Origin of the sequence: Shewanella sp. SW1 (assembly GCF_025653545.1) — a bacterium.
GTDB classification, from domain to species: Bacteria; Pseudomonadota; Gammaproteobacteria; order Enterobacterales; family Shewanellaceae; genus Shewanella; species Shewanella oncorhynchi.
The window spans coordinates 25,788-44,824 of the sequence record NZ_JAKKSG010000018.1 but is presented as its reverse complement, the minus strand read 5'-3'; the positions used below and the strand labels follow the sequence as shown (position 1 = coordinate 44,824).

The 19,037-nt window shown below is 48.0% G+C and carries 16 protein-coding genes; 12 read left to right on the top strand and 4 right to left on the bottom strand.

Annotated elements, in window-relative coordinates:
- Window position 1: 1 nt before the first annotated feature.
- The gene (locus L5M71_RS16275) at window positions 2–3,142 is read left to right on the top strand and encodes an efflux RND transporter permease subunit (RefSeq protein WP_113940262.1); all 3,141 of its coding nucleotides are present in this window, start codon (window positions 2–4) and stop codon (window positions 3,140–3,142) included.
- Window positions 3,143–3,360: 218 nt separating this feature from the next.
- On the top strand, window positions 3,361–4,527 hold the full coding sequence (locus L5M71_RS16270; protein WP_263208723.1) for a ribonuclease T2: 1,167 nt from the start codon (window positions 3,361–3,363) through the stop codon (window positions 4,525–4,527).
- 76 nt (window positions 4,528–4,603) lie between these two features.
- Here the strand turns inward: L5M71_RS16270 and L5M71_RS16265 are convergent, their stop codons facing one another.
- The 3 genes from L5M71_RS16265 to plsB all read right to left on the bottom strand — a co-directional run bounded on the left by L5M71_RS16265 (window position 4,604) and on the right by plsB (window position 9,205).
- Window positions 4,604–5,377, bottom strand: coding sequence for a VOC family protein (locus L5M71_RS16265; protein ID WP_219251875.1), 774 nt, complete (start codon window positions 5,375–5,377; stop codon window positions 4,604–4,606).
- 148 nt (window positions 5,378–5,525) lie between these two features.
- A complete protein-coding gene (mtr, locus tag L5M71_RS16260) occupies window positions 5,526–6,782 on the bottom strand; it encodes a tryptophan permease (protein WP_173497974.1) in 1,257 nt (418 codons plus the stop codon).
- Window positions 6,782–9,205 (bottom strand): glycerol-3-phosphate 1-O-acyltransferase PlsB, encoded by a 2,424-nt coding sequence (plsB, locus tag L5M71_RS16255; protein ID WP_263208720.1) that lies wholly within the window; start codon window positions 9,203–9,205, stop codon window positions 6,782–6,784. Before plsB ends, mtr begins: the two co-directional genes overlap by 1 nt.
- A 160-nt stretch (window positions 9,206–9,365) precedes the next feature.
- Here plsB and lexA point away from each other — a divergent pair, with 160 nt between their 5' ends.
- From lexA to L5M71_RS16225, 6 genes are all read left to right on the top strand, one after another.
- Entirely contained in the window at window positions 9,366–9,986 is a 621-nt protein-coding gene (gene lexA, locus L5M71_RS16250) for a transcriptional repressor LexA (protein WP_105250639.1), read from the top strand.
- Window positions 9,983–10,495 carry a cell division inhibitor SulA gene (locus L5M71_RS16245; protein ID WP_131524817.1) on the top strand — a complete coding sequence of 171 codons (513 nt, stop codon included), beginning with the start codon at window positions 9,983–9,985 and terminating at the stop codon, window positions 10,493–10,495. The genes lexA and L5M71_RS16245 overlap by 4 nt, the downstream gene beginning before the upstream one ends.
- Window positions 10,496–10,898: 403 nt before the next feature.
- On the top strand, window positions 10,899–12,434 hold the full coding sequence (coxB, locus tag L5M71_RS16240) for a cytochrome c oxidase subunit II (RefSeq protein ID WP_263208718.1): 1,536 nt from the start codon (window positions 10,899–10,901) through the stop codon (window positions 12,432–12,434).
- 9 nt (window positions 12,435–12,443) lie between these two features.
- Window positions 12,444–14,036: a cytochrome c oxidase subunit I gene (gene ctaD / locus L5M71_RS16235; RefSeq protein ID WP_105250642.1), complete on the top strand. Its 1,593-nt coding sequence runs from the start codon at window positions 12,444–12,446 to the stop codon at window positions 14,034–14,036.
- A gap of 1 nt (window position 14,037) precedes the next feature.
- Complete coding sequence (locus L5M71_RS16230) at window positions 14,038–14,619, top strand: cytochrome c oxidase assembly protein (protein ID WP_105250643.1); 582 nt, start codon at window positions 14,038–14,040, stop codon at window positions 14,617–14,619.
- Window positions 14,616–15,491 carry a cytochrome c oxidase subunit 3 gene (locus L5M71_RS16225; RefSeq protein ID WP_105250644.1) on the top strand — a complete coding sequence of 292 codons (876 nt, stop codon included), beginning with the start codon at window positions 14,616–14,618 and terminating at the stop codon, window positions 15,489–15,491. Before L5M71_RS16230 ends, L5M71_RS16225 begins: the two co-directional genes overlap by 4 nt.
- Before the next feature lie 4 nt (window positions 15,492–15,495).
- On the opposite strand, the gene L5M71_RS16220 is transcribed toward L5M71_RS16225, so the two are convergent.
- Entirely contained in the window at window positions 15,496–15,714 is a 219-nt protein-coding gene (locus L5M71_RS16220; RefSeq protein ID WP_105250645.1) for a DUF2909 family protein, read from the bottom strand.
- Here L5M71_RS16220 and L5M71_RS16215 point away from each other — a divergent pair.
- From L5M71_RS16215 to cyoE, 4 genes are all read left to right on the top strand, one after another.
- Window positions 15,713–16,477, top strand: a complete 765-nt coding sequence (locus L5M71_RS16215; protein WP_263208776.1) for an SURF1 family protein — start codon at window positions 15,713–15,715, stop codon at window positions 16,475–16,477. The genes L5M71_RS16220 and L5M71_RS16215 overlap by 2 nt on opposite strands.
- Before the next feature lie 90 nt (window positions 16,478–16,567).
- Window positions 16,568–17,113 carry a hypothetical protein gene (locus L5M71_RS16210; protein ID WP_263208716.1) on the top strand — a complete coding sequence of 182 codons (546 nt, stop codon included), beginning with the start codon at window positions 16,568–16,570 and terminating at the stop codon, window positions 17,111–17,113.
- Window positions 17,113–18,090 carry a COX15/CtaA family protein gene (locus L5M71_RS16205; RefSeq protein WP_263208714.1) on the top strand — a complete coding sequence of 326 codons (978 nt, stop codon included), beginning with the start codon at window positions 17,113–17,115 and terminating at the stop codon, window positions 18,088–18,090. The genes L5M71_RS16210 and L5M71_RS16205 overlap by 1 nt, the downstream gene beginning before the upstream one ends.
- Window positions 18,091–18,104: 14 nt before the next feature.
- Window positions 18,105–19,010 carry a heme o synthase gene (cyoE, locus tag L5M71_RS16200; protein ID WP_173248226.1) on the top strand — a complete coding sequence of 302 codons (906 nt, stop codon included), beginning with the start codon at window positions 18,105–18,107 and terminating at the stop codon, window positions 19,008–19,010.
- The last annotated feature ends 27 nt before the right edge of the window (window positions 19,011–19,037 follow it).

Sequence of the window (19,037 nt, the reverse complement as noted above, 5' to 3'; positions counted from 1 at the left end):
TATGTTGAAATATATTATCGAGGCGTCAATCAGGCAGCGATTGATGGTGCTGATTATCGCCATCATGATCACTGTTTGGGGCGTACAGGAGCTGCGCAAAACGCCGCTTGATGCGCTGCCGGATTTATCCGACGTACAAGTGATCATTAAAACCCCTTACCCGGGCCAAGCGCCAAAATTGGTTGAGGAACAAGTGACTTATCCCTTGTCGACCGCCATGTTAGCTGTACCTGGCGCCAAAACCGTACGTGGTTATTCCATGTTCGGCGACTCCTATGTGTATGTGATTTTTGAAGATGGCACCGACATCTACTGGGCACGCTCGCGAGTGCTCGAGTACCTGAGTCAAATTAGCAGCCGTTTACCCCAGGGCGTACAACCTTCACTCGGTCCCGATGCATCCGGTGTCGGTTGGGTGTATGAATATGCGCTGGTCGATCGTTCTGGCAATTTAGATTTATCGCAACTCAAAAGTCTGCAGGATTGGTATCTCAAGCTAGAGCTGCAAAGCGTGGCAGGCGTGTCTGAAGTTGCCACCGTCGGCGGCATGGAGCAAACCTATCAGATAGTGCTTGAGCCCGATAAAATGGCGATCTATAAACTCGATATCGCCAGCATTAAACAAGCGATCGATAAAGCTAATAGCGAAGCTGGCGGCTCAGTGATCGAAATGGCCGAAGCCGAATACATGGTGCGCGCCAAAGGCTATCGCCAGACGCTAGAGGATTTTCGTGAAATTCCCCTTGGTATCACCAGCCCTTCTGGTACAGGTTTATTACTCAAAGATGTCGCCACTGTGCGCAAAGGCCCAGCCTCACGCCGCGGCATAGCCGAACTCGACGGTGAAGGTGAAGTAGTTGGCGGAATTGTGGTGATGCGTTACGGCGAAAACGCCTTAGCGACGATAGATGCGGTGAAAGCTAAACTCGAAGAACTCAAAGCGGGCCTGCCCGATGGGGTTGAGATTATCCCAACCTATGACAGATCCCACTTGATTCTTAAGTCCGTCGACAACTTGTTTAGCAAGGTCGTCGAAGAAATGTTGGTGGTTGGCTTAGTCTGCTTACTGTTTTTGCTGCATGCGCGCTCCACACTCGTGGCCGTGATAACCCTGCCGCTATCCATCCTTATCGCTTTTATCGTGATGAATAAGATGGGTGTGAACGCCAATATCATGAGCCTTGGCGGCATCGCCATTGCTATCGGCGCCGTGGTGGATGGCGCGATTGTGATGATCGAAAACCTGCACAAACATTTAGAACATTTCAAAGCCGAACATGATCGCGAACCCGATACTAAGGAGCATTGGCGCATCGTCACCGAAGCGTCGATTGAAGTCGGCCCTGCGTTATTTTTCTCATTGATTATTATCACCTTAAGCTTTGTGCCTGTGTTCGCACTCGAAGCGCAGGAAGGTCGATTATTCGCGCCACTGGCCTACACTAAAACCTTCGCCATGGCAGCGGCGGCCTTTTTATCGATCACCTTAGTGCCGATTTTGATGGGTTACTTTATTCGCGGCAAAATTCCCAGCGAACGCAGCAATCCCCTCAGTCGCTTCTTGATCGCGCTTTACCAACCTTCGCTCAAACTGGTGCTTAAATTTCCTAAAGTCACCCTGATGTTAGCGTTAGTCGCGCTGGCCAGTGCTTGGTATCCCATGACCCGCATGGGCAGCGAGTTTATGCCCGCCCTTGAAGAAGGCGATTTGCTCTACATGCCAACGGCATTGCCCGGTATCAGTGCCAGTAAAGCCGCCGAAGTCTTGCAGCAAACCGACCGTTTAATCAAAACCGTGCCCGAAGTGGCCCGCGTGTTTGGTAAGGTAGGCCGCGCCGAAACCGCGACCGATCCCGCGCCGCTGACCATGCTTGAAACCACTATCATGCTCAAACCCCATGAGGAATGGCGTGAAGGCATGACCTTAGATGGCATCATTGCCCAACTACAGCAAACCGTCAAAGTACCAGGACTCACCAATGCTTGGGTACAACCTATCAAAACCCGTATCGATATGCTCTCTACTGGAATAAAAACCCCCGTCGGCATTAAGATCACTGGTGCCGATGTCAACGAACTGCAAAGCATAGGAGCTAAGATAGAAGCCATTCTCAGCAAAGTGCCACACACAAAATCAGCCTATGCTGAACGCAGTGGTGGCGGGCGTTATATCGATATCACCCCCAAACTGGATGTCGCCGCACGTTACGGTATGTCACTACAAGATATTCAAGATGTCGTGCGTTACGCCATTGGCGGTATGGATATTGGCGAGTCGGTACAAGGGGCCGAGCGCTATCCCATCAACCTACGTTATCCCCGTGAGCTACGCGATAATATCGAAAAGCTGCGCGAACTCCCTGTGATCACTAAATCGGGAAATTATCTACCACTGCGAAATTTAGCGGATATAGAAATCACCGATGGCGCACCTATGCTCACCAGTGAAAACGGTCGCTTAATCTCTTGGGTGTTTATCGATATTGAAGGCACGTCTATCGGCGAATATATTACGACCGCCAAGCAAGCTTTAAATGCCGAACTCAAGGTGCCCCCGCGCTACAGCTACACTTTTGCAGGGCAGTACGAATATATGCAGCGGGTAGATGCAAAACTTAAGCAAGTGATCCCTATGGCATTAGCCGTCATCTTCATCTTACTGATGATGACCTTTGGCTCCACCATTCAGGCCAGTATTATCATGCTCAGCCTCCCCTTCGCGTTGGTCGGCAGCACTTGGCTGTTATACCTACTGGATTACAACATCTCAGTGGCTGTCGCCGTTGGTATGATTGCCTTAGCGGGTGTAGCCGCCGAGTTTGGGGTAGTAATGCTGGTGTATCTCAATAACGCCATTAAGCACAGACAAGAGAAAGATAATTACCACAGCGTCAGCGACTTAAAAGAAGCGTTAATGGAAGGTGCCGTTATGCGGATCCGCCCCAAAGCCATGACAGTAGCGACCATCTTCTTCGGTCTACTCCCCATTATGTGGGGTGCAGGATCGGGTAACGATGTGATGCAGAAAATTGCCGCACCTATGGTCGGCGGCATGGTTACAGCCCCATTACTGTCACTGTTTGTACTACCCGCGCTTTATCTACTGATTTACTCGCGTAAATTAAAGAAAGATGCAGCGTAATTGAGTTTACGGCGCTAGAACACCGATAAAAATCCCCTCAAACCATTAAAGTTTGAGGGGATTTTCTCATTCAATCAGATTAAAAATCTAATTTTACAACAGTGCCATACACAACTCTGAGTAAAATAAGCCTCTAAGTTTATAACGCTTATGTGTACCATTGACTCAGTGCCACACAGAATTGACTCAATTCACTGCCGTAGGAAGGATCCCATCACATGACCAAGTCATTTTGTTTAACCATCAGACGGATATGGCCGCAAGCACTTTCCCTTAAAACCCCATCACGTGCGTTACTTGCTGCATTCGGTTTATGCTCTGCGCTCATCATTACAGCACCCGCCTTTGCCGCACCCGCAACTGGTGAATTCGTTGCCGACAAACGCTGTGAGCTATTTCAATCGAAAAATAAGCAGACGAATCCAGACCAATGGCAGAGCAATATTGGTGAGCGCTATCCGGTACTCGAAATCCTCGGCAACAGCGCCAAACCTGATTGGCTGCGAGTGCGCACCAACGCAGTGAAGTCTCCCATGCGGTGGATCAGTGGCGCTTGTGGTCAGTATCTTTCCAATGTTGCAGGCAGTAATGTATCGACACCTGCAACAGCGGTAGAACCCGCGCAAACCACCACGGCATCGGATATCAAAGCCAAAAGCCGAGACGGCCTTAAAGAGCATGGCACACCAGAAAAACGTCAAAGAGATCAATGCCGAATCGGCGGTGAATTTGACGCCAACGTGCTGGCATTAAGCTGGCAAAGCACCTTTTGTGAACTCTATGGCCGCCGTAAAGCCGAATGCCGCGCCCTCAGCCAAACGCCAGAATCGAGCCAATGGCAACACTTCAGCCTGCACGGACTGTGGCCGAATAAACAACAATGCGGCACGCGATATGGCTATTGCAGCACAGTCAAACTGCAACCGAATGATTTCTGTACTTATCCAGAGTTTGAACTGAATCCATCGGTGCGCAAAAATTTAGAAGAAGTCATGCCTAGCGCCCAATATGGCACCTGTTTAGAACGCCACGAATGGTGGAAACACGGCACTTGCCGTAGCCAAGACCCTAACGAGTACTTTTTATTGGCAACCCAGCTGACCCAAGCGGTCAATGCCTCGGCATGGGTACAAAAATTTATTCATGACAACATAGGTAAGAGTGTCAGTAAAAGTGAGTTAAACCAAAGTTTTGATAGCAGCTTCGGTCAAGGCGCTCACACTAAAATGAGTCTTGAATGTGGCAAGGGATTACTGAGTGAAATCCGCATTAACTTACCCGAAGTCATTAAAACTTCTGACTCCTTACCTAGCCTACTCGCCAAAGCTAATAAGGCCTCAAAAGGCTCCTGCCCTGAAACAATCATGATTGATAACGCTAATTAAACAAATAGTTAGACAAATAAAAACGGCGATTTAGCGTCGCCGTTTTTAACCTTAATGACAGTCCTTAATATGGCTGTCACATCTGATTAAGCTTGATCACCGCAAAGGTAGCGCCTTGGGCGTCAGCAATGACAGAAAATCGTCCCACATCAGGGATATCACTAGGCGGAATGCACACTTGCGCGCCTAAGCTTTGGGCTTTCTCAGCAAACGCATCGCAATCCGCCACCACAAAATAGAGCTGCCAGTGGGGAGAAATATCGCCCCATTCAGGCATTATCGTCATCATACCGCCGATGGATTGACCATCAAGCTGCCATTCTGAGTATTCAATGTCAGGCATGCCACTTGGCATGTTGGTCCAAGGGAAGATTTTGCAGTAAAAGGCTTCTTCAGCACGCGGCTCTTTGCAAGCCAGCTCAACCCAGCAAAGGGTATTGAGTTCACCCTGACGGCGAGCACCTATGTGGTTCTTCGCTTGCCATAAAGCAAAGCGTGCGCCTTCAGGATCGCTGACCTGCGCCATCACGCCCGCATCACCCACAATATGCGGCCCCATGTGCACTTGGCCGCCCGCCGCTTGAATCGCTACAATGCTGGCATCCATATCATCGACGGCAAAGTAGATACGCCAGTGGCTGGGGATATGTGCTTCTGACTCAGGGATTTGATACATGGCGCCTAAGTCATCTCCCGCTAAATTAAATAGCGAAAAGTGACCTTCAGGGATCGGCATTTCGACCGAGTTCCAACCAAATAACGCTTGGTAAAATGCTGTAGCTCCCTGCCAATCATGGCTTGCAAGTTCAACCCAACATGCATGTCCTTGTGCGTACTGAGTCATTTTCATTATCGGCTCCTTTGTTTTAACAATTATTCGAGTTAAGCCTGAGTTTGTATTTCTGTCCAGTATTCAGGTTAAAAAGATCTGTAAGACAAAACTCAACCGCTAAAGACAAAAAAGCCCTCACATGGAGGGCTTAAATCATCACAACAAATTAGGAATATTGCGGCAGTAAATTTGCCATCGCGAGCAGATGACATGCACCTGTGACTATGCCAAATAACACCACAAGAATAATCAGCGGTGTACCGCCTATCACTCTAAAACCTGTGCTATCGGGGAACAACTGTCGCGATTTATAGGCCATCAGCGCCGGGACGATTACCGCCCACACTGTCGCCGCTAATGCCGCAAAGCCAATCGCTACTAAGAAGCCATCGGGAAACAGTAATCCTAAAATCGTCGGCGGCACAAAGGTCACTAACGCGGTTTTCATCCGGCCAGAGCGTGAATCATCAAAACCAAACAAATCGGCAAGATAATCGAACAGGCCTAAGGTCACCCCTAAGAAAGATGAAGCCACGGCTAAGTTAGCAAACAGGGTCAACATACTGTTTAACCAGCTACTCGCCATCACCTCAGACAAAGCGCCCACCAACACACCCATATTGCCGCCTTGGGCAATAATGTCGATAAACTGGCTGCGGGGAATATTGCCCATAGTCGCCACTAACCAACAGGCATAAATCACCAGTGCGATAAAGGTGCCGACGAAAATCGCCTTGATAATGGTGGAGGAATCTTTGCCGTAATACTTCACTAAGCTGGGAACGTTACCATGGTAACCAAAACTGGCGAGACCAAAGGGCAGCGCCGCCCACAGATAAGGTGAAAAGCTGTTATTACCATCGGGTTCGAGCAACTTAGTCACATCAATTTCGATCAATAAATTGCCGATAGCGAGGAAGAAGGTAATGATCATACCGCCGAGCATAATCGTGGTAATCCGATCCACGGCTTTAGTACTGATCAACACTATGCTCGCCAATACTATGGCAAATACTAGCCCTGCCACACTTTGCGGTAACTCAATTCCCATGCCCTGCAAGCTGTGATTCACAATCGAACCACCGCCGCTGATATAGGCATAGGTCAAAATATACAACACGAAAGCGATAGAAACGCCGTTCACTATCCGCCAAAACTGCCCAAGAGTTTGCTTGCTTAAGGTATCGAAGCTAGCACCGGGTTCGAAATGTAAATTGGTTTCGAGCAACAATAAACCCGACATCAACATGCAAAACCAAATGCCCAATAACATCAAAATCGAATAGCCAAACCACATACCTGCACCGACCACGGGCAGAGAAAACATCCCAGCACCTACGGTCGTGCCAGCAATAATCATGGCACCACCGAGCAAGGACTTACCTGCGGGCTTATGCTTAGCCGCATTCATATGATTTGCCATTAAACTGTGTGCTCCGCGGTGACACTCGCCACTATCGTTTGTCTCACTGACGGACGTAATAAGCTATTGGCCTGATCTCGTATGCGATTGATATTGGACTTATCTTCACTATCCGCCAGATATCCCAATTCTTTGAGCTTCACGCTCAAAGTACCGTAGAGTTTTTTATCGTAGAACTCAGGCGCGGTAATACCATGTAAAGCCCCTAAACGCTGAGCGAGTAAATGGCTCTCAGACTCAAGTTCTGAGCGCTCCATCTTAGGTCTGTTCGCTAACAGATTGAAAATAATAGCGTAGCGTTGCAGAGTCTCGCTCACTGAACTGGCTAACAACAATAATTGGCTTGAGTGCTCAGGCACGACAGCTAAAGTATCTGTCTCAACCACTAAACCTAGCCCAATCAGGAAATCCAGTACTTGCTCAACATAGGCTGGTAAGTCTTTAATTCCCATGAAGAGTTCGGCTTTCAGCAGTGGATAAAAATCGGCAACGATTGAAACCACTTGCTGGCGCAGGATCTGTTCATTATGGGTTAAACAACTCGCAATTAATGAAGGAACAATAAATAAGTGAATGATATTGTTACGATAGTAAGTCATAGACACAGCCTGACTCGCTTCGATAGACACTATTTCCCCTAAAGGGTCGGCACTAACAACAAACTTGTTCAGCTCTAAACCTTGCTGCACTAAATGCTTACCATCACCTTCGGCAACAGATGTATAAGAAGTGTAAGGCACTTTTTTGAGTAGGGTCAGATACAAATCAAGCTGACGCTCCAGCAGACTACGTTCTAAGGCGTTTTGATCTGTCGCCAGTAAAACTAAGCTGGTCAAAGTCACCGAACTCGCCGCTGCGGCATCATTGATACGCGTCATCACCCGATTAGCCAGCACGTTTACCGCTGGCGTTAACCAACTTGGTTTCTGCTCGGGATCATCGGCCAACTCAGCACGCCAGTTTGGCGCACGCTCATTTAAGAAATTTTGCAGGGTAATAGGCTCGCCAAAATTCACATAACCTTGGCCGAAATTACCTAATTTACGAATGGCACCGAACACCTGCCACACAGATTCTTTTTTCTTTTTCTTACCGCTTAACTCTTTATGGTAAGTCGCTACTTCCATCACATGGTCATAGCCTAAATACACTGGCACAAGTGTGACAGGACGTTCAATACCGCGCAGTACGCTGTTCATCGTCATGGCGATCATGCCAGTTTTCGGCGCCAACAGACGGCCAGTACGTGAACGGCCACCTTCGGAGAAGTATTCCACCGAATAACCTTTAGCAAACAGCTGATCTAAATACTCACGAAATACTGCGGTGTACAGCTTGTTACCATTAAAACTACGGCGGATGAAGAAGGCACCACCGCGACGGAACATAGGTCCCGCGGGCCAGAAATTGAGGTTGATGCCAGCAGCAATGTGCGGCGGAACCATGCCTTGATAATACAAAATATACGATAACAGCAGGTAATCCATGTGGCTGCGATGGCAAGGCACATAAACGATCTCGTGACCATCATGGTGCAGCTGGCGAACTTGCTCGGCGCCTTTAATGTTGATCCCGCTGTAAAGCTTGTTCCACAACCAAGTTAAAAAACGCTCGGCAATACGCACTAAACTATCTGAGTAATCTGCTGCGATTTCATCGAGGTACTCAATAGCCGTCTCGCGCGCTTGGGTCTCAGAAATCTTTTTACTGGCGGCTTCTTCTTGAATCGCTTTGCGCAGCGACTCAGATTTGAGCAACGAATGAAACAGTGCTTGGCGGTTTGGCAGCACAGGCCCTGTCATTACCTTACGTTGACGACGGAAATGCACGCGCGCAACCCGTGCTAACTTATGGGCAATCCCCATGTCGGTGCCATGTTCGTCAGCCATGTAACGCAGGGATACGGCATTCGAAAACTGCACGAAGTTATGTCGACCTAAGAACAGAATCATCAAGCACTTGCGCAACCAAGTCGGGTTTTCCCGCTCAAATACGGCCGCCTTCATAGTGTCGTCTTCTTTCCCTGGCGTTCGACCCCAATACAAGCTCACAGGCACAAGTTGAATATCCAATTCAGGACGTTCCTTATGCACGGCTAACAAACGCATAAAGCATTCGAGGAAAGGCTCATTACCAGCACGCTCGCCAAACAGTGGCTTACGTCCTTGAAGACAGACAACCCGAGGCGCAGTCACACCATTAGCCACTAGAGGCTCATAAGGGCTTGGTAAACCTAACTTAGCCGTTATTTCGCTCAAAGCAGCTATGTCACTAAGGGATTCTGTTTTCATCACATAAACAAGGGGTCTGGAAGCATCCAGATTCAGATCGGCAAAGGGATCCTGAGGCACCACAATAGTGTGCACTAAGTGTTTTTGGATCCAACGTAATGATTTCAACCAAAGAGAGTCGTGTTTAGGCATTATTCTTATGCAATTAAGTGCGTTTACTAGCCCGATAGAATACCAGACTATGGGCAATATTCGCTAATTCTCTCCAACATAGCTAAAAAGTGGTTAATACTTGCGCTGCAAATAATACTGTATATACTAACAGTAACTGTATAGAAAAACAGGAAACACCATGAGACCTTTGACGCCACGCCAAGCTGAAATATTAGAGCTAATTAAACGAAATATTGCCGATACTGGCATGCCACCCACTCGGGCAGAAATCGCAACCCGTTTAGGTTTTAAGAGCGCCAATGCGGCTGAAGAACATCTTAAGGCGTTGGCAAAAAAGGGCTGCATTGAGATCATGCCAGGCACATCTCGAGGCATTCGTCTGCCTGCGGAAATCGAAGATTTGACTGAAACAGGTTTACCGCTCATCGGCCAAGTGGCCGCAGGTGAACCTATCCTCGCCCAAGAACATGTTGAACAGTACTACCAAGTCGACCCAAGCATGTTCCATCCCGCCGCCGATTTTTTACTGCGAGTAAAGGGTGACAGCATGAAGAATATCGGCATTCTCGAAGGTGATTTGCTGGCAGTTCATAAAGTAGAACAAGCTAGAAATGGTCAAGTGGTTGTCGCTAGAGTCGATGACGATGTCACTGTTAAACGTTTCGAAAAAAAAGGTAATGTGGTCTATCTACATGCCGAAAATGAAGATTACTCCCCGATTAAAGTGGATTTAGGCTTCCAAAGTTTAACAATTGAAGGACTCGCCGTCGGTGTGATCCGTAATGGAGATTGGCTATGAATAAACTACTTGGCAATGCCCCCCGCCATCCGGGCTTGTGGCTCGATGAAGTCCGTGATGCCGACTATGACTGGCACCATGCGCCTATCGCCTGTATGCCAACTAAGACTCAAGGTCGCCAAGAATTAATTCATCTGAGTGCACAACTCGCTCAGTTAAGCCAACAGGGCCGTTGGTTAGTGCTCATCAACCCACCAAGTATTGGCTACAAGCAAATGCTTGCCAGCGCAGGTGTGCGTATGGATAGAGTCTTACTGGTTCATGCTAAAGATGAAGTCGAAACCCTGTGGGCGATGGAAAAAGCCCTGACAAGTGGTACGTCCAGTGCAGTCATTACTTGGACTCAATCATTAGATGCGCGGGATAATCGACGCCTACAAATCGTGGCTAAAAGTGCCCGAGCTATGGGCATAGTGCTTGAAGACGTAAACAGTCACTTACATGCCGACGTACGCATTGAGCAAGGCAATCTCTTCGGTCAGCAATCTTTTTTTAGCGCTGTACACTAAATATTCATTTAATTTTTTACCTTGAAAGCCGCCTCACCTATGAATGTGAGGCTTTTTTTTGGCAATTTTTCAGATAATTAGATAAATAAGTGATCTTGATCAATATTTAAACAGCAAGTATGGTTGGTTAAGTCGGTGATGATATATCACCTTCCGTGGTCAATGAATCGAGTATTTATCGAACTCGAAGCGCCACTAAAAATAGAGAACAGATTTATTTCAGCAGTATGTGCCAGCGTGGCTAATTACCAGCAGTAACAATACTTGATTAAAAGTAACAGCCGCCAACGCACGTTGAAGTCAAAAAAGCTTTTTTGGGAACTGAAGAGTTTGCATAGAGTTGAGACTTACTGTGTTGCTCTTCTTTGTAGTTGCTATTCGCAATTGGCAGAGGAGAAGTCTTGTGAAGCAATTGTTGTATTGTTTACTCGTGGTGCTTTTCGCACCACCGTTGACCGCCGCAGACATGCGGTTCAACATGACCCCTGGCGTGACCGAGATCAGTGGCAAGGTTTATCACTTGCACATGACCATCTTGTATATCTGCTGCGCAATAGGCCTAGTGGTCTTTGGCGTCATGATTTACGCCATGATCAACCACAGAAAATCCAAAGGCGCTGTCGCGTCCCACTTTCACGAAAGCACTAAAGTTGAAATCGCTTGGACGATTCTGCCATTTATCATTTTGATCTTAATGGCGATTCCAGCGACAAAAACTTTAATCGCAATGGAAGATCCCAGCAACGCCGATCTCACCGTAAAAGTCACGGGTTCCCAATGGAAATGGCATTACAGCTATTTCGATCAAGATATTGATTTTTATAGCATACTGACAACACCCAGAGCACAAATCGAAGGCACCGAAACCAAGGGTGAAAACTATCTATTGGAAGTCGATAAACCGCTCGTTCTACCGATAAACCGCAAAATCCGCTTTCTGATGACTTCAGAGGATGTCATCCATTCTTGGTGGGTGCCCGCCTTTGCAATTAAGAAAGATGCCAATCCAGGATTTATCAATGAGGCCTGGACTCGCATCGACAAACCCGGCATTTACCGTGGTCAATGCGCCGAGCTCTGCGGTAAAGACCATGGTTTTATGCCTATCGTAGTACAAGCGTTACCCGAAGCCGAGTTTGAGGCTTGGGTCACAGAGCAGAAACAAGCCGCAGGTGCTGCGGCTGAAGCCGCTCAAGCCGCTTTATCACAAACCCTAAGTAAAGAAGAGTTGATGACTCAAGGTGAACAAGTTTACCTCGGGCACTGCGCAGCCTGCCACCAGCCCAATGGCGAAGGGTTGCAAGGCGTATTTCCGCACCTTAAAGGTAGCCCGATTGCAACGGGACCACTCAGCGGTCACCTTGAAATTGTGCTCAACGGTAAAACGGGTACTGCCATGCAAGCGTTTAGTAAGCAATTGACCGCACAAGAAATCGCGGCAGTGACTACCTACGAGCGTAATGCTTGGGGCAATAATACTGGCGATGCAGTGCAAGCCAAAGACGTCAACGAGTACATGAACGGCAATTCTGCACAAACATCCGCCGCGGTACCAAGCAGTATAACCCCGACACCCGCGTCTGCAACAGACGTCTCAGCTGCAGTCGATCCCGCAAGCCTCCCCACACTCAGCCATGACGCCCTCATGGCCGAAGGTGAAACTGTCTACGCGACCTTCTGTGCTGCCTGCCATCAAGTGACAGGTGCAGGAATACCACCCGCCTTCCCCGCGCTAGTGGGTAGCGCTATCGCCATTGGACCAGTCGCCAATCACATCGATATTGTGATGCACGGTAAAACAGGCACGGCTATGCAGGCATTTGGCAAACAGCTTAGCCCACAACAACTTGCAGCAGTCATTACCTATGAACGCAATGCTTGGGGCAACAATACCGGCGATACAGTGCAACCTGCTGATATCGCAAGTCATGGACAGTAGGGGATAATGATGAGCACAACGACTCAAGATCAAACCGCAGCCCATGATGACCATCATCATGGTGCGCCAAAGGGCATCATGCGCTGGCTGCTAACCACCAACCATAAAGACATAGGTACTTTGTATTTATGGTTCAGCTTCATTATGTTCTTAACCGGTGGCGCTATGGCCATGGTGATCCGCGCTGAACTCTTTCAACCTGGATTACAATTGGTCGAGCCCAACTTTTTCAACCAAATGACAACTGTTCATGGGCTGATCATGGTATTCGGTGCGGTAATGCCAGCCTTTACAGGGCTCGCTAACTGGCTGATCCCTATGATGATAGGGGCGCCCGATATGGCGCTGCCACGGATGAATAACTGGAGTTTTTGGATACTCCCCTTCGCCTTCACTATCCTTCTCAGTTCGCTATTTATGGAAGGTGGCGGACCTAACTTTGGTTGGACCTTCTACGCACCACTATCAACAACTTATAGTCCAGATAGCACGGCGCTCTTTGTATTTTCTATTCACATCATGGGGATAAGTTCGATCATGGGCGCAATCAACGTGATTGTGACCATAGTGAATTTACGCGCGCCAGGCATGACATGGATGAAGTTACCATTGTTTGTGTGGACTTGGCTTATCACGGCATTCCTACTGATCGCGGTTATGCCCGTACTCGCTGGCGCAGTGACTATGGTGCTGACAGATAAGTTTTTCGGCACGAGTTTCTTCGATGCGGCTGGCGGCGGCGATCCTGTGATGTTCCAGCATATTTTCTGGTTCTTCGGCCACCCTGAAGTCTACATCATGATCTTGCCGTCCTTTGGCATCATCTCTGCCATAGTCCCAGCCTTCAGTCGTAAACCCTTATTTGGCTATGCATCCATGGTTTATGCTACGGCTAGTATTGCAATTCTGTCGTTCCTCGTGTGGGCGCACCATATGTTCACCACAGGTATGCCTGTGTTTGCCGAGCTGTTCTTCATGTATTGCACTATGTTGATTGCAGTGCCAACTGGAGTGAAAGTGTTTAACTGGGTTGCCACTATGTGGCGCGGCTCACTCAGTTTCGAAACGCCCATGCTGTTTGCTGTAGCCTTTATCATACTCTTCACTATTGGCGGTTTTTCGGGATTAATGCTCGCCATTACACCCGCCGACTTCCAGTACCACGATACTTATTTTGTTGTGGCACATTTCCATTATGTGCTCGTGACTGGTGCGATTTTCTCCATCATGGCAGCGGCCTATTACTGGCTACCTAAGTGGACGGGACACATGTACAACGAACGACTGGGACAATGGCATTTCTGGTGCTCGGTGATTTCAGTCAATGTGCTATTTTTCCCGATGCATTTCCTTGGGCTGGCAGGAATGCCAAGGCGTATCCCTGACTACTCGATTCAATTTGCCGATGTTAATCAAATCGTCTCGATTGGTGGGTTCGCCTTCGGCTTATCGCAATTGATTTTCTTAGTATTAGTAATTAAGTGCATCCGTGGCGGCGAAAAAGCCCCCGCTAAACCTTGGGAAGGTTCCGAGGGTTTAGAGTGGACATTGCCAAGCCCTGCACCTTACCACTCCTTCACGACACCACCTGAGGTGAAATGAAATGGCAACCCAACACCAGCAAGATAAACCTAAGTCAAATCGTAAACTTATCAGCATGTTAGTTATCGGCTGTATTGGAATGTTTGGCTTTGGATTCGCGCTGGTGCCGCTCTACGATGTGTTGTGCGAGCAACTCGGTATCAATGGAAAACCCTCCAATACCGCGAGTAGTTATCAAGCAATCACAGTAGATACAAGCCGAATAGTGACTGTAGAATTTATTTCTCAGGTACAAACAGGCATGCCATGGACATTTGCGCCACAAACCAAACGGCTCGAAGTTCACCCTGGCGAGCTAATCCATACGGCATTTTTGGCGCGCAATATGTCCGCTAAAGCAACTATTGGCCAAGCGATACCTTCAGTTTCGCCCGGCCAAGGTGCCGCTTATTTTAATAAAACAGAATGCTTTTGCTTTAATCAACAACCCTTAGCGGCGGACACTAGCGCTGAGCTGCCGCTCATTTTCTATGTGGATCCTCAGTTACCTGAGTCTATCCATACTCTGACCCTCTCTTACACTCTCTACGACATTACCGACAAGCAGTTAGCGTCTGCCATAGAGCAAGGAGCTGCAAAATGACAACGAAACATCAGTCTTACTACGTTCCATCCCAAAGTGTCTGGCCTATTGTAGGTGCCATTGGCTTGTTCTTAATCGCCTCTGGTGCAGGCCTTTTCGTGCAACAGTTAAAATCAGGTGCATCCGGTGGCGGTTATGTGCTGCTGGTTGGAATAGCTGTGATCCTATTCATGCTGGTAGGTTGGTTTAGAACCGTGATCCAAGAGTCGATGGCAGGGCTCTATTCTAGCCAAATGGATCGATCGTTTCGCCAAGGTATGAGCTGGTTTATTTTTTCGGAAGTCATGTTTTTCGGCGCTTTTTTCGGGGCACTATTTTATGCCCGCATGTTCGCAGTGCCTTGGCTCGGTGGCGCATCGAATAATGCCATGACCCACGAAGTACTCTGGCCTCAGTTTGAAGCTATTTGGCCGCTCATTACTACGCCAGATGGCACTAAAACCCAAGCTATGCCATGGACTGGACTGCCATTAATCAACACTATCGTACTGCTAACCTCCTCAGTTACCTTACATTTCGCCCATGTCAGCCTAGAAAAAGGTAAACGTTCTGCCATTACTCTCTGGCTTGGTATCACCATACTCTTGGGTATGGGTTTCCTTGCCTTACAGGCAGAAGAATATATGCATGCCTACCGGGAAATGGGACTCACCCTGACCTCTGGGATTTATGGCAACACCTTCTTCCTGTTAACTGGCTTTCACGGCATGCATGTCACACTGGGGACGCTCTTTTTATTCGTGTTGTTTTTCAGAGTGTTGAAGGGGCACTTTAGCGCAGATAAACATTTTGCGTTCCAAGCGGGGAGTTGGTATTGGCACTTTGTGGATGTGGTCTGGCTGTGTTTGTTTATTTTCGTTTACGTTCTCTAGTGCTTTAGTAAGGCGTGGGATTGGGGCTAATCAGCCCAGTCCCTAAGGCCACCAGCAATAACAGGATAACGAGCACGGAGAAAATCACTCGCCGACCAAGATAACGGCTCATAGGCACTTTTTCATCACCTTTCACCATAATAAACAAGGCGCGACCTAGATTAAAAATGATGAATAGCAACAGCAGAACTAAGACCAACTTAAAAATGAACAGGCTATTCATACAATATCCTCATGTTCTGCTGAATAAATTAACGGTTTTTCTACTGATATTGACTGTGGCTGTATTAACTATATTGGTCAAGTTGGGTTTATGGCAGTTAGCCCGTGGTGAAGATAAAACGACGCTTTTAGCCCAGATGGAAGCAAGGCAAGCTTTGCTGCCATTAAGTTTTGAGCAGCTCCAACTCAAGGTCGGCAAAGAAGGTGTGACTGGTTATCGACTGCAAGTACGCGCCACTCCCGCAAGCTCACAAATCTGGCTGCTGGATAATCAAATCTATCAAGGTCAAGTGGGATATTTAGCCTTTCAACCTCTGCAAGTAGAAGTTGAAAAACCTTGGTTGCTGGTCGAGTTAGGCTTTGTTGCCGCAGGCTCCCATCGGGATGAGTTACCCCACATCACTCCCCTAAGCGGGGCATTAAATATCGAAGGCAGGCTTTATCAAAAGCAAATCAATCCCTTGAGCCAAGCTTTAATGGCAGAAACAGGGGCAAGTATTCGCTTTCAAAATTTAAATATGCCCGAAATGGCTAAGGTATTAGGGCACCCAGTGTTACCTGTCGTGTTGCAACCAGAGCAATTACCTTCCCTCACATTGCCCCATCCTTGGCAACCTTTCCCACTGTCAGCACAAAAACATTGGGGCTATGCGTTGCAGTGGTTTTCGATGGCAGCCGTATTTGCAGGACTAATGCTGTGGCAAGGGATTAAATATGTAAAACGCCATAGCGCCCAAACAGTCGCAAACTCAAGGAGCAAATAGGGAAATTCGTACCATACTTAGCAAGACACTAATAAAACTAAATAAATATAAAACAATAAATTAGGGATAATTTGAATGAGAGGAGCAAGCATGAACTCCCAGAGCAAATCTAAACACAAAGCATTAGGGCTATTACTGCTGGCGTTTATTGCCCCCGTAGTGATTGCTAAGCTAGTGCTGAGCCTGAATTTATACCATGGCGGTGCCACCAATCATGGCGAGCTGATCAGTCCCGAAACCAGTTATGCCAGCCTTGGGGTTGAAAATTCTAATCCCAAAGAATGGCAACTACTGTATTTATTGCCCGCCAAATGCAACGATACTTGCCGCGAACGCCTGTATATTTTGCGCCAAAGCCACACAGCGTTAGGGCCAGATCAGGCGCGAGTAGAACCGCTCATCCTCACCCATCCCGACAGCGATCTTAACGCCTTAAGCGCCTTTCACTTCAACACTCGCCCCGCCAATGCAGACTTAAGCAAATGGTTAGATGAACAGCAGCTAATCATAGTCGATCCCTTAGGCAGCTTAGTCCTGCGCTACCCTCAAGTGCAGGGCAAAGAAGCGCATTTAGCTCAAGGCAAGGCGCTGATTGCGGATCTGCGTAAGTTGTTAAAACTGTCGAGGGTAGATTGATGCAGTTAACTTGGATCCTACGCTTAACATTAGTCTTTACCCTATTGGTGATTTTAATGGGCGCTTATACCCGCCTATCGGATGCAGGACTCGGCTGCCCCGATTGGCCAGGCTGCTACGGCCATATTAAAGTGCCCACCCAAGACCATGAAATCGCCCATGCGCAAACTATATTCCCAGATCACGATATCAATCCAGAGAAAGCTTGGCTGGAAATGATCCACAGATATATCGCAGGCGGACTTGGCTTACTGGTATTGTTCATCTTAATTTTGTGCTTAAAAACACCGGAAGCACCCAAAAAGTTGCCGGTCATCATAGTGCTGCTGATCCTCTTTCAAGGAGCGCTAGGCATGTGGACTGTGACCATGAAACTCATGCCAATAATTGTGATGTCGCATCTTATTGGTGGCTTTAGCCTAATCTCGCTGCTGTTACTCCTTTACCTGCGAACCCGACCTCGGCGTATATTTAATAGCGAAACCCATCCTCGACATCTCGCACCGTTAGCGTTGGTGAGCCTATTCGTCCTTGTGTGTCAGATTATGTTGGGCGCTTGGACATCATCGAATTACGCGGCGCTCGCCTGCACCTCTTTACCCATCTGTGAGGGAAATTGGGTAGATAACTTAGCAATAGCCGAGGCATTTTCACCGTTCCAAGGCCAACACCCTAGCTTCGAATTTGGGGTACTCGATTACCCTGCACGAATGACTATCCACGTAGCCCACAGAATTGGCGCTATCGTCACTGCCAGCTTGTTACTCGTGCTCGCCTACCGATTATTTGTGGGCGCTACGGGACTTAAGGCTTTAAGCCTTTTATTAGTGGGGCTAGTCATACTACAAGTGAGCTTAGGTATTTCTAACGTAGTGATGTATTTACCACTCGGTATTGCCGTGTCTCACAACGGTGGTGCGGCACTACTGCTAATGACCTTAGTCACAATCAACTATTTTTTATGGCGCAAAGCATAAGCGAGGGATCCAAGATGGCAAAACCACTCTCAATCACCAGTAGCCTGCCCACTTTCAGCGTAACATGGCGCGCCTATTTTGAAATGACCAAACCTAAAGTCGTCGCACTGATGCTGCTCACTGTCTTAGTAGGCATGTGTCTTGCTGTGCCCCATGCGGTCCCCGTTCAACCTTTAATCGCCGGTATGCTGGGTATTGCTATGATGGCAGGTTCAGCGGCGGCGTTGAATCATCTGATCGATCGCCGTATCGATGGCTTAATGGCACGCACCTACAATCGCCCGCTGCCTAAGGGACGCATTTCGGCCACGCGCGCGTTAATTTTCGCCGCTAGCTTAGGTAGTTTTGGCTTTATCGTCTTATATTCCTTAGTCAATCCACTCACAGCTTGGCTGACCTTTGCCAGCCTGATTGGCTATGCCTTGGTTTATACTGCCTATTTGAAACGCGCAACATCACAAAATATTGTGATCGGCGGCCTTGCGGGAGCCATGCCACCCCTGCTGGGATGGACGGCAGTGACGAACGAATTTCACGGCCATGCGTTATTGCTAGTGATCATCATTTTTACGTGGACGCCGCCACATTTTTGGGCACTGGCCATTCACAGACGCGCCGAATATGCCAAAGTAGATATTCCCATGCTACCAGTCACCCACGGTGTCGAATTTACGAAAACCTGCATCTTGCTCTACACAGTATTGCTGGCGATTGCTTGCCTGTTACCTGTGCTGGTTGGTATGTGTGGGCCTGTGTATTTCGTCAGCTCGAGTTTACTCAGTACGGGATTTATCTATAAAGCATGGCAACTTAAATATCGGGATCATGATGGCTTAGCGATGCAAGTGTTCCGCTTCTCTATCTACCATTTAATGTTGTTATTTATGGCATTACTGCTAGACCACTATTTGTGGAACTAGTGTATGGAATGAGTTTGTCGCGCTAAC